Source organism: uncultured Halovibrio sp. (assembly GCF_913056445.1).
Classification (GTDB): domain Bacteria; phylum Pseudomonadota; class Gammaproteobacteria; order Pseudomonadales; family Oleiphilaceae; genus Halospina; species Halospina utahensis_B.
Window position 1 is genome coordinate 21933 of the sequence record NZ_CAJXMA010000026.1, and the last position, 10784, is coordinate 32716.

Below are 10784 nucleotides of genomic sequence, written 5' to 3' on the forward strand. Positions count from 1 at the left end.
GCCTGGGTTATGCAACTGACAGCTGTGGTACTGCTCGGCGGCACTGTGGCCTCACCGCCTGCTTGCGCCCGGACCCTCAACGGCTTCGACCTGTCCGATGCCAGCGTCCCCGCCGACGACGTATTCCGTGGCGGACCGCCCCGGGATGGCATACCGGCGCTCACCAACCCCCATTATGTAAAGGCCGCTGAGGCCACTTTTCTCGAGAGCGGAGACCGGATCCTGGGGGCCAGGCTTGATGGTAAGCCCTACGCCTATCCCGTAGGCATCATGAATTACCATGAAATCATCAATCATTCGCGCGGTGCCAACCAGTGGCTGATCACCTACTGCCCGTTGTGCGGTACCGGTATGGTGTTTGACGCCAGCGTTGGGGGAGAAAACCTCACTTTCGGCGTCTCAGGGTTGCTGTACAACAACGACCTCCTCATGTAAGACCGCCAGACCGAATCCCTCTGGTCCCAGATTGAAGGCCGTGCCATAAGCGGGCCGCTGAAAGGCCGGGAACTCAGACTGAAACCATCCCGAATGACAAGCTGGAAGGCATGGCGCGACGAGCATCCCGATACGATGGTGCTTTCCCGGGAAACCGGTCACCGGCGCAATTACGACACGTCTCCCTACGGTGACTACGAGCAGAGCGCGACGGTGTTCTTCCCGCTGGCGGAGCGGGGCCCGGATTCCCTCCTGGAACCCGATGCCATTGCCGCCCAGTACCTCCAGCTCCACCAACAGCCACCCAGCGCCTGGACGTTCGAACTTGACCTGCGCCCCTGGACGGAGCCTTTCTGACAGTTCGAGGGCGAGCATGGAGGGCGATCGACTATACTTGTCCCGGCAGGTCCAGCAAGTCGTCACGGGTACAGGCCGAAACAAAGGTGATTATGACAGAGTCCACCCAATTGCCGCCGATTCTTCGCGATAAGCATTGGCACGAGCCCTCCGCTTTCACGCCGGAAAGCCTCCTGCGGGAAGCGCGCCGCCAGAAACAGGCATCGACCTCACCAGTGCCGGAGGTATGCATTCTCGATCCGGACGGCGACATTGTGCGTAGCAAACGCGCCGAAGGGCTGACGCGGCGCCACACGGACTGGGTCTGTTATCACACCGAACTCGACGTGATCTCGCTGGGGGACCGGGAAGTGGGCATCGTGGGATGTGCCGTAGGGTCCGCTTTCGCGGTGCTGGTGGCGGAGGAACTCTTCGCCTGTGGCTGCCGGCTTCTACTGAGCCTCACCTCGGCAGGCCAGCTTACGCCGGTCCAGAAACCACCCTATTTCATCCTGATCGACCGTGCGCTTCGGGATGAGGGAACGAGTTATCATTACTGCCCGCCATCGGATTACAGTCATGCACCGGCCGGCCTTGTAGCTGCGTTCGAACAGGGCTCGGGCGAGCTCCCGGCCCCAGTGATAACAGGCGCAAGCTGGACCACGGATGCCCCCTTCCGTGAAACCGAAACTGCGATTGAAAAACACCGGGAGGAAGGTCTGCTGGCTGTGGAGATGGAGGCAGCGGCGCTGTATGCCTTTGCTGAGGCGCGCGGGTGTTCGGTCCTTTGCTTCGCGCATGTGACCAACCAGATGGGCCAGGAAGGTGATTTTGAGAAAGGGGACGGAAACGGCGTGAACGATGCACTAGAGCTTATCGAACGGGCCGCCCAGCGGCTTCTTCCCCTTTAACCGCAGCCGCCCGGAAGCTCGCCTTCCAGGCGGCCATCATGCATCCAGGCTGGGGGGATTCAGCTTTTCAGACGCCGACGGTGATACCGCCCCAGCCACTGGATGACTTTCTGTGGCGCGTGGGCCTTCTTCCATTCACCCGCCGCAAACTTCACGCTCTCATTCCAGGTCGGATAGGGGTGGATGGTGCCCAGGATCTTGTTCAGGCCAATCCCGTGTTTCATCGCCAGGATGAACTCGGTCAGCAGTTCACCCCCGTGTTCACCGGCCACGGTTGCGCCCAGGATCCTGTCCTTGCCGCGCCGCGTGATGACCTTGATGAAGCCGTGGTCCTCGCTCTCGGCGATGGCCCGGTCCAGGTCGTCCAGACCGTAGGTGGTGACCTCGTAGTCAATGCCCTGCTCACGGGCCTCGGTTTCATTGAGACCAACCCGGCCGACTTCCGGCGAGGTGAAGGTCACCCAGGGGGTGACCGAGTAATCCACGCTGAAGCGCTTGAACTGGCCGAACAGGGCGTTCACCGCCGCGTGCCAGGCCTGGTGCGCGGCCATGTGGGTGAACTGGTAGGGCCCGGCCACGTCGCCACAGGCGAAGATGTTGGGGAAGACCACGCTCAGGTCATCGTTGGTGGGCAAGGTGCCCTGGGGCCCTGGATCAATACCCAGGCTCTCCAGACCCAGTCCTTCGGTATTGCCTTTACGGCCCACGGCCACCAGAACCCGGTCGAAGGGGATGCGCACGGTGTCACCCGCATGCTCGCAGTAGACAACCCGCTCACCATCCTCAACCGCAAACCGGCTCGCCCTGTGGTCCAGACGAACATCCACGCCTTCATCACGGAAACGCTTCAGCACCAGTTCCGATACATCGGCATCTTCCCGCGGCAGAAGTCGATCGCCCATTTCAATCTGGATGACCTGGGTGCCCAGACGCGAGAAGGCCTGACTCAATTCTGACCCGATGGGGCCGCCTCCGAGCACCACAAGCCGCCCAGGCTGATCCTCCAGTTCCCAGAGATTCTCAGAGGTCAGCGGCGCCACGTCCTCGATACCGGGAATCGGCGGCACGAACGGCTTGCCGCCGGTGGCAATGACCACGGATTTCGCCGTGATCCGGCGCTTGGCGCCATCCTCGTCCACCTCCACTTCCCAGGGGCTGACGAATCGCGCCGAGCCCTGGATGCAGTCCACGCCCAGACTGGTAAAGCGCTCCACCGAATCATGGGGCTCAATGGTCTTGATGACGTTATGGATGCGCTTCATCACATTGGCGAAGGGTATGTTCGGCTCCGCGGCCGTCAGCCCGTAGCGGTCCGCCTCACGCATGTTCTGGGCAACCTTGGCAGAGCGGATCAGCGCCTTGGAGGGCACGCAGCCGGTATTCAGGCAATCACCCCCCATCTTGCCGCGCTCGATGAGTGCCACCCTGGCGTTGACGGTGGCGCCGATGTAGGCGGAGACCAGGCCGGCGCTGCCGCCACCGATCACGACCATGTTGTAGTCAAAGCGCTCGGGCTTGTCATAATGCGCATAGAGCCGCTTCTTCTGGATGCGGCCCACCACGAACTTGGCGATGAGTGGGAAAACCCCCAGCAGCACAAAGGACAGCAGCAGCTCCGGCGAAACGATGTCTCCCATGCGCTCGATCTGCGCGAGCTGGGTGCCGGCATTCACGAAAACCGCGGTGCCCGGCAGCATGGCGAGCTGGCTGACCCAGTAGAAGGTCCAGGTCTTCATACCGGTCAGACCCAACACAATGTTGATCACGAAGAATGGAAAGACCGGAATCAGACGCAGGGTGGCGAGGTAGAAGGCGCCGTCGCGCTGGATGCCATCGTCAATCTTCTTCAGGTAGCTCGCATACCGCTCCCTGAGCGTGTCCCGGAACAGGAACCGTGCCACCAGAAAGGCCAGCGTGGCCCCGACCGTGGAGGCGAAGGAGATCACCAGCAGCCCCCAGCCGAAGCCGAAAAGGGCGCCGCCGGCGAGCGTCATGACAGCGGCGCCCGGGAGGGACAGTGCCGTGACAGCCACATAGACAACGAACAGCAGTGCCAGGCTGAGCAACAGATTGGCTTCAATCAACTCGCTAAGTTGCTCCTGTTGCGCCTTGAGGACCGACAGTTCAAGGAAACGGCCCAGGTCAAAAAGGAAGAAGGCCCCCACCAGCAACGCGATGACGCCTAAAACAATCTTTTTACTGTTGCTCATTCCGGAATCCTTATGGTTATGAATGGCTCGCTTCCGTTGAGACGTCACCCGACGGCTTACGTTACAGCGGCCGCTTCGGTTTGGACACCCAGGCTGCTTTTTGCCACGAATGCCAGCAAAGACTGACAGTCATTCGGCGTTGCCGATCCAGGGCATAGCACGGTGGTCAAAACCAGCCTGGACTGATGGTTTGACGATGTCGAAGTAAGGGGAGGCGTCAAAATCACGCGGCACGAACAGTGAATGACGACGGATTCGGTAGTACTCGCGCAGACACCCCTTGCAGTTTGGGTCGTCATCCTGGCCTTCAGTGCGGGTAGGTAATATTGGATAACGGATGTACTGGAACGCTTGGGCGATGAAAGTGGAGCAGATCGGCTTCGATCAACACATGCAGCTCACCATCACGGGATACCGGTAGCCCTGCGTCCGGCCCGAGATAAAGGGTCGCGTTACACCTCGCGGCCGGAACTGCTCCGGAGCAACGCCACCATGTCTTCGGCAAGCTGTTCAACTGACTCCGCATCCACTTCACGGTGGGCGAAGGTTCTCAGTGCCATGATCTGTGCTTGCCAGAGCCGTGCCAGACGCGCGCAGTCGCTCCCCCGGGGCAGCTCACCCTGGTCCAGAGCATGTTCAAGCAGGGCGGTCAGATCGCTTTCGATCCGATCAAAAAGCTGGTTAACGGTATGGCTTAACCCCGGCGTATCCGTTGTCACCTCGAGCAGCGTCTTCACCATCATGCAGGCGGAAACCGGTGCAGACCGCGCCCCCGTGCGGCCTGTCGCTTCCGCTGCAAGGCGACGGAGGTAGGCGGACAAGCCATCCAGAACCCGTTCATGAGCCTCCAACACTTCCTCCATACCCTGAACGAGCTGCTGGTAATAGGTCATCAGTGCCGCCTCGAACAACTGCTCCTTGCTCCCAAAGGCGGCATAGATGCTGCCTGGGCGCATATCCAACGTGGCTTCGAGATCCTTGAGCGAGCAGGCGTGATACCCCTTTTCCCAGAACAGATGGGCGGCCCGCTCCAGCGATATGGCGTAATCGTGTCGCGCAGTGCGTGGCATAACGGAAGGCTTCTTGAGTGTTCACTCAATTATAACTTGAGTGATTACTCAAAACCAGTTATCGTTCTCCTGTTCTTGAGTGATTACTCAAGATTACACACAGTCATTACAATGCAGGAGGCCCCATGACCGCTTTCCAGCTTCACGACACCCAGAGCGCACCCTCGGATGCCAAACCCATTCTTGAAGGCTCGCAGAAATCCATGGGCATGATCCCGAACCTGCATGCAGTACTCGCCGAAGCGCCGCAGACGCTCAAGGCCTACGGTACACTGCACGAGCTGTTCACCAACACCAGCCTCAATAACGATGAGATCACCGTGGTCTGGCAGACCATCAACGTTGAGCACGAGTGCACCTATTGCGTGCCGGCCCATACCGCCATTGCCAAGCAGATGGGTGTGTCGGATGACATCTCCCAGGCACTGCGTGATGAAACGCCTCTTCCGGATGAAAAACTGGAAGCACTGAGGACATTCACAAAGCAGGTCATCGCCAAACGCGGTAATGTCGAAAAGACGGACCTGGACGCGTTCTTCAAGGCGGGCTATGGCCAGCAGCAGGTGCTGGAAGTCATCCTCGGGCTCGCGCAGAAGACCATCAGTAACTACGTCAATCACATCGCGGAAACCCCGCTGGATGAGCCGTTCCAGACGTTGGCCTGGAAGCGTTCATAAACAGCACTGAAGGAGGGCCCCGAATGGCACCCGTACTGGCGTTCGACGTATACGGTACCCTGGTTGATCCATCCGGGATGGTGGACCACCTGCGTCACTACACCGGTGATGATGCAGACGCCATCTCTGCGCTCTGGCGCCAGAAGCAGGTGGAGTACGCCTTCCGTCGGGGCCTGATGCGACAGTACGCGGATTTCGGGACCTGCACCCGGCAGGCGCTGGAATTCGCGTTCCGCTCAAAAGGGCATACGCTGGACACTTGGACCGGCGATGCCCTGCTGCAGGCCTACCAGAGTCTGCCGGCGTTCAGCGACGCGGTCCGCGCCCTGGCAGCTTTGAAACCGCACTACCGCCTGTTCGCCTTTTCCAATGGAACGCCCGACGCAGTGGAGCGGGTGCTCCAGAACGCGGGGGTTCGCGATCACCTTGAGGGCGTCGTCAGTGTGCACGAGCTGGGCACGTTCAAGCCTGACCCGGCCGTGTACAGTCACGCACGCGAGGCCACCGCTGCCGGCTCTGACCCACTCTGGCTGGTCTCCGGTAACCCCTGGGATGTCATCGGCGCGCGTTCGGCCGGCCTCGGTGCAGCCTGGGTCCAGCGCGATCCGGCTACCGTTTTCGATCCCTGGGATATTGAGCCAAGCCTGACGGTGCAGAACCTGGAAGAGCTTGCCGAAAAACTGCCAAGAGACGCCAACCACACGTAACCGGATCGGGCCCGGCATCTGGTTTTGCTCATGCACCGGCGGGCCGTTATGATCCACAATCATGGTAAGTCGCAATGAGCGAAGACATGGAGCAGGCAGCGACGGAAGAACAGCAGTTGGTTGGCCGTCTTCGCCAGCGCGACGCCAGTGCCTACCACGAGGCCGTCCAGCGCTTTTCCGGTTCCATGCTGGCAACGGCGCGCAGCATGCTCGATCCGGCCACGGCGGAGGATGTCGTGCAGGAAACCTGGGTGGCGGTGATTGACGCCATTGATGGCTTCGAGGGGCGCTCGGCGCTCAAGACCTGGCTCTGTACCATCACGGCGAACCGCGCACGCAACAGGCTGCGAAAGAGTAACCGGGAAACACTGACGGATTTCCAGTCCCCGCTCGATCCATCGCTGGAGCGGCGATTCAATGAGGGTGGCAGCTGGGCCCAACCCACACGGCCCTGGGGGTCGGAATCCGCCGATGAGCTGCTGTCCAACGAAGCCCTCAAGGAATGCCTCGACAAGCACTTCGAAGCCCTGCCCGAAACCCAGCGTTCAGTACTGATGATGCGTGAGATCCAGCAGATGGAGGCAGACGATGTCTGCCGGATACTGGGGCTCAGCTCCGCCAACCTCAGGGTCAGCCTGCATCGGGCGCGGCAGAAACTCTTTACCATGATTGAAGGCTTCCGGGAGACGGGGGAATGCTGAAGTGCCACGAAATATCCGCACTGGCGAGTGACTGGCTGGACGGGGAGCTCACTACCGGCCAGAAGATGAAGGTGCGCCTCCACCTGATGATGTGCCGGCATTGCCGAAACCTGGTGGATGGCCTCGCAACAACCCAACGCATTCTGGTTCAGCGGGTCGAGTCCGAGGCCGCGATCCCCGACCAGTTTCTCCAGCGCACTACCAGCGCCCTGGACGCTCGCCTTTCGGAAAGTGCATCACAGGGACCACCCAACGGCAATATTGCCGTTTCCGACGCGGCCGGCAATGACCCGACTTTCCACCCACTTCAGGAAACGTCCGACGACAAAGTCCTGGCCATTTTCGATGAAATCCGCCAGAAAGAGGGCTACGTGCCCAACCTTTTCAGGGCCTATGCCCATAACCCGGATCTCCTCGAACAGGCCTGGAGCCGCGTGAAGTCGCTGATGTATAACGGCCAGCTGTCGCCGCGGCTGAAAAATGCGATCGCTACCATCGTTTCCCAGGATAATGGCTGTGACTACTGCGTAGCCCACCACAAACGAATGCTGAAGACTCTCGGTGTCAAACCAGGCGACCTATCAACCTTCATGGCGACATCGGAGCCTGTTTTCCTGGGGCCGATGGACGCCGCCCTACTGCAGTTCGCCCGTGAGGCGAACCGCAACCCCCATGGCATGCCGCCGGACCTTATCGCCAATGCACGGGCGGCTGGTGCCAGTGATTACGCCATCATGGAAGCAATCGGCGTGATGGAGCTCTACAGCTCCTTCAACCGCATGCTCGACTCCCTGAACGTGCCGCTGGAACCGGAGATGGTCAGCGAACTCTGAGCCCCGATGCCCCTGTAACAACACTGCCTCCAGCGTGTCTCCTGCCCATCGGACCAGAGTGGTGGGTGCGGGCATCCACCATGCGGCCTGAAACGGAGGTCAAGTGCCAAAAGGCGGGGACAACCTATGGTGAAATGTCGCGACATCACGCTGGTCGCCAGCGACTACGTCGACGGTCGACTCCGCTGGCGCAAGCGGCTGGCCGTGGTTGCGCACCTGATCATGTGTCCCCATTGCCGACGCTTCATGGCCAACTTCCGCGCCGTTGTTACCGTTATACGCGGTCATTGTCCACCGCAACCTGACACCCGGCAGATTGAAACGTTTAAGCGGACGGTGGACGAGGCACTCGAGAAACCTGACGCTCAGGACCTGAATGATGATTGAACGGTAAACGTCATCCTGGGACCAATAAAGCGCATGTTACCGGAACTCGGGGAAGTTCCCGGGACGGTTCAACGACCAGTCATAGTCGATGTATTCGATGGAATCCGTCTGCTCAACCTTCTCCACGATCGCCTCATCCGCCCACTGGCTGATAAAGCCACGGACTGAACCGCCCTCATCGACAAAATCCTGCTCGTACCACTTGAACAGCTCCGTAAGGTGAAGGGTGTCGCCTTCCACCCGGAGATGGCGGTCGGTATTGAACGCCAGACGGGTGTTTTCGGTCATCAGCTCATCGATGTTGTCGCTGGTGTAGATGCTTTCCCGCAGTGGCGGGCAGCCGACCGAGGCGCAATTCACGGTGAAATGAACGCGTGCCTCTTTCCACCCTTTTTCCTCGAACTCCGCCCCCAACAGGATGCCCTTCTCGATCTCGTTCAGGCTGTAATCCCTTCCGTCGATCTCAAACATCTGACGCTCAAACACATTATCCGTGAAGGGATTGTAGCGGCCGCCGTAATCCCATACGGAGCTGACCAGCTCGCCCTCACCACGTTCGGTCAGGATCTGCTGGATGATGAAGAAGTTATAGGCGTTGTTCCAGAACGCCAGCGCCTGCTCCCGGGTATCCAGGGTCGACACATCAAACGCCGCCAATTGCTCTGACTGGTCATCCAGCAGCCCCTCCGTCTGGTCATCGGCCAGCGCCGCTTCGTAGTCGAACGCGGAAACGAGCCCCCCATTGGCGGTGCGTTTCTCCTGCAGATAGCTGTTCAGCAGTGTCTGATAGTCGTTGAAGACGTGCTTTACCGCGGGTGCGTCATTGGCGGAAACGCTGGCGGCCGCTGTCGCAACCAACAGCATGGCGCCTATACGCACGGCGGGTGATTGGTGTTTCACATGGGGCTCCTTGGATCAGACAATGTGTTGGAATCGACAATTTCTCGCTCCCTTTCCGACCATGCAGTGTCCCCTTCGTTACAGCCTGAGGCCCAGCGACCTATCTCCTGGGGCCGCATGGGCCGGGCATAGTAGAAGCCCTGAAGAAGGTGGCAGCCCTCACGGGCCAGCCACTGGCCCTGGCCGAAATGCTCCACACCCTCGGCCACGATTCCCAACCCAAGTCGCTGACCCAGACTTATAATGGCAGCGCACAGCGCCGCGTCCTGCTGATCCTCGGGCAGATCCCGCACGAAAGCGCGATCGATCTTGAGCCGGTTTATCGGCAACTGTTTGAGATAGGCAAGGGAGGAGTACCCCGTACCAAAATCATCCACCGCAATGGCCACGCCAAGCTCACTGATACTAAGAAAGACCTGGCGAGCCTCCCAAGGCTGCCTGCTCCATGGAAGCCAGAAGATCCCGTTCGTAGTTGAACAGGGATGGAACCAGGATGAGCGCCTCAATAACAACGATCCCGGCAAATACGGCGACTGTCACCATCCAGCAGAGTCTGCAGGCAACCAGGGTGCGAGCCGGTAGTTTGTTCGCCATTGCCCTCGTAACTCCCATATTCAGCGGGTTTCCTGCAACAGGGACAAATCGCCAGCCATCTTGTTACCCGGCCCCCGAAATAGTTGCGACGCGAGGTGTAACGCCGGCCCCGGACCGTTGTCCCACTATTGATGGCCTTCCAACGGAGGTACCGGAAGGGCCCGACAAACCGAGACACCACGGAAGACGGAGACCCACCATGACTCAGACATCCGCATTACCCAATCCAGGCGCCCGCAGGCGATTGAACCGCTATGCCCGCGCAGCCGCCCTGCCAATCGCCATTATGAGTGCCTCCTTCAGTGCCGGCGCGCTCGCCGCGTGCTCGCCCTGCAAGGGCCGTTGCAACCCGTGCGCAGCCAAGAGCGCCTGCCGCGCGAACCCATGCGCCGGCACCAACCCCTGTGCTGCTAAAAACCCGTGCGCCGCCAAGAACCCCTGCGCCATGAAGAAGTGCAACCCCTGCAATCCATGCGCAGCCAATCCCTGCGGAACGAAGAACCCATGCGCTACAGGGAATCCGTGTGCCGCGAAGAAAAAGGTCAAGCGCCCCGAGGATTACGCCAGATACGACGGTAACCCCTGTAAGCTGATGGAAAGGGGCCGGAAACTGTTCAACGACACCAGCCTGAGCGGTAATGGGCTGTCCTGTGCCACCTGCCACTCCAATGGCGCGGGTTACAACGCCACCTTCGCCACATCCTACCCACACCAGGTCGCCATGGGCGTCAACCAGTTCGGCATGGACCAGGTGCACCTGGATGAGATGATCCAGATCTGCATGGTTCAGCCCATGCAGGCAGAACCACTGGAGTGGGGCGGAGCGGACCTGGCGGCTCTTGAGACCTTCATGGAGAGGGAGCAGGCGAAGTACCAGAAGGCCAATCCCTGTGCAGCGAAGAACCCATGTGCCACGAAGAAGAAGTGCAATCCCTGCAATCCATGCGCGGCCAACCCCTGCGCCTCGGTAAACCCGGCGGCGAAGCGCCGGCCCGCCGAAGTGGCTGCGCACTGAGTGGCGGG

Annotated in this window: 12 protein-coding genes and 1 pseudogene; 8 read left to right on the forward strand and 5 right to left on the reverse strand. The window is 60.3% G+C overall.

Going from position 1 to position 10784, the window contains the following annotated elements:
* Window positions 1–9 precede the first annotated feature (9 nt).
* Together QZ501_RS07255 and QZ501_RS07260 are read left to right on the forward strand one after the other, a co-directional pair.
* Window positions 10–792, forward strand: a pseudogene (locus QZ501_RS07255) (DUF3179 domain-containing (seleno)protein).
* A 92-nt stretch (window positions 793–884) separates the two neighbouring features.
* The gene (locus QZ501_RS07260; RefSeq protein ID WP_160898142.1) at window positions 885–1682 is read left to right on the forward strand and encodes a nucleoside phosphorylase; all 798 of its coding nucleotides are present in this window, start codon (window positions 885–887) and stop codon (window positions 1680–1682) included.
* A 59-nt stretch (window positions 1683–1741) separates the two neighbouring features.
* Here the strand turns inward: QZ501_RS07260 and QZ501_RS07265 are convergent, their stop codons facing one another.
* Window positions 1742–3892 (reverse strand): FAD-dependent oxidoreductase, encoded by a 2151-nt coding sequence (locus QZ501_RS07265; RefSeq protein ID WP_295718394.1) that lies wholly within the window; start codon window positions 3890–3892, stop codon window positions 1742–1744.
* A 452-nt stretch (window positions 3893–4344) separates the two neighbouring features.
* Window positions 4345–4962, reverse strand: a complete 618-nt coding sequence (locus tag QZ501_RS07270; protein ID WP_160898144.1) for a TetR/AcrR family transcriptional regulator — start codon at window positions 4960–4962, stop codon at window positions 4345–4347.
* A 125-nt stretch (window positions 4963–5087) separates the two neighbouring features.
* On the opposite strand from QZ501_RS07270, the gene QZ501_RS07275 reads away from it, so the two are divergent.
* The 5 genes from QZ501_RS07275 (at window position 5088) to QZ501_RS07295 (ending at window position 8267) form a co-directional block, all read left to right on the forward strand.
* Window positions 5088–5639, forward strand: coding sequence for a carboxymuconolactone decarboxylase family protein (locus QZ501_RS07275; RefSeq protein WP_151440234.1), 552 nt, complete (start codon window positions 5088–5090; stop codon window positions 5637–5639).
* Window positions 5640–5662: 23 nt separating this feature from the next.
* Window positions 5663–6346: a haloacid dehalogenase type II gene (locus QZ501_RS07280; RefSeq protein WP_295718396.1), complete on the forward strand. Its 684-nt coding sequence runs from the start codon at window positions 5663–5665 to the stop codon at window positions 6344–6346.
* 74 nt (window positions 6347–6420) lie between these two features.
* Window positions 6421–7047, forward strand: coding sequence for a sigma-70 family RNA polymerase sigma factor (locus QZ501_RS07285; protein WP_225741708.1), 627 nt, complete (start codon window positions 6421–6423; stop codon window positions 7045–7047).
* On the forward strand, window positions 7041–7880 hold the full coding sequence (locus tag QZ501_RS07290) for a peroxidase-related enzyme (protein ID WP_295718400.1): 840 nt from the start codon (window positions 7041–7043) through the stop codon (window positions 7878–7880). Before QZ501_RS07285 ends, QZ501_RS07290 begins: the two co-directional genes overlap by 7 nt.
* A gap of 126 nt (window positions 7881–8006) precedes the next feature.
* On the forward strand, window positions 8007–8267 hold the full coding sequence (locus QZ501_RS07295) for a zf-HC2 domain-containing protein (protein ID WP_295718402.1): 261 nt from the start codon (window positions 8007–8009) through the stop codon (window positions 8265–8267).
* A 36-nt stretch (window positions 8268–8303) separates the two neighbouring features.
* On the opposite strand, the gene QZ501_RS07300 is transcribed toward QZ501_RS07295, so the two are convergent.
* Genes QZ501_RS07300 through QZ501_RS07310 form a run of 3 tightly spaced genes read right to left on the reverse strand, consistent with a single transcriptional unit; the run spans window position 8304 to window position 9761 of the window.
* Window positions 8304–9167: a DUF547 domain-containing protein gene (locus QZ501_RS07300; protein WP_295718404.1), complete on the reverse strand. Its 864-nt coding sequence runs from the start codon at window positions 9165–9167 to the stop codon at window positions 8304–8306.
* Entirely contained in the window at window positions 9164–9556 is a 393-nt protein-coding gene (locus QZ501_RS07305) for an EAL domain-containing protein (RefSeq protein ID WP_295718406.1), read from the reverse strand. Before QZ501_RS07305 ends, QZ501_RS07300 begins: the two co-directional genes overlap by 4 nt.
* A gap of 16 nt (window positions 9557–9572) precedes the next feature.
* Complete coding sequence (locus QZ501_RS07310) at window positions 9573–9761, reverse strand: hypothetical protein (RefSeq protein ID WP_202405552.1); 189 nt, start codon at window positions 9759–9761, stop codon at window positions 9573–9575.
* A gap of 592 nt (window positions 9762–10353) precedes the next feature.
* On the opposite strand from QZ501_RS07310, the gene QZ501_RS07315 reads away from it, so the two are divergent.
* Window positions 10354–10776 (forward strand): cytochrome c peroxidase, encoded by a 423-nt coding sequence (locus QZ501_RS07315; RefSeq protein ID WP_202405553.1) that lies wholly within the window; start codon window positions 10354–10356, stop codon window positions 10774–10776.
* Window positions 10777–10784: the final 8 nt, after the last annotated feature.

Excerpts from the sequence above, each read along its gene's own strand:
- QZ501_RS07260 (WP_160898142.1), top strand. The coding sequence starts at position 885 with ATGACAGAGTCCACCCAATTGCCGCCGATTCTTCGCGATAAGCATTGG.
- QZ501_RS07280 (WP_295718396.1), top strand. The coding sequence starts at position 5,663 with ATGGCACCCGTACTGGCGTTCGACGTATACGGTACCCTGGTTGATCCA.
- QZ501_RS07290 (WP_295718400.1), top strand. The coding sequence starts at position 7,041 with ATGCTGAAGTGCCACGAAATATCCGCACTGGCGAGTGACTGGCTGGAC.
- QZ501_RS07310 (WP_202405552.1), bottom strand. The coding sequence starts at position 9,761 with ATGGCGAACAAACTACCGGCTCGCACCCTGGTTGCCTGCAGACTCTGC.
- QZ501_RS07270 (WP_160898144.1), bottom strand. The coding sequence starts at position 4,962 with ATGCCACGCACTGCGCGACACGATTACGCCATATCGCTGGAGCGGGCC.
- QZ501_RS07275 (WP_151440234.1), top strand. The coding sequence starts at position 5,088 with ATGACCGCTTTCCAGCTTCACGACACCCAGAGCGCACCCTCGGATGCC.
- QZ501_RS07295 (WP_295718402.1), top strand. The coding sequence starts at position 8,007 with ATGGTGAAATGTCGCGACATCACGCTGGTCGCCAGCGACTACGTCGAC.
- QZ501_RS07265 (WP_295718394.1), bottom strand. The coding sequence starts at position 3,892 with ATGAGCAACAGTAAAAAGATTGTTTTAGGCGTCATCGCGTTGCTGGTG.
- QZ501_RS07285 (WP_225741708.1), top strand. The coding sequence starts at position 6,421 with ATGAGCGAAGACATGGAGCAGGCAGCGACGGAAGAACAGCAGTTGGTT.
- QZ501_RS07315 (WP_202405553.1), top strand. The coding sequence starts at position 10,354 with ATGGAAAGGGGCCGGAAACTGTTCAACGACACCAGCCTGAGCGGTAAT.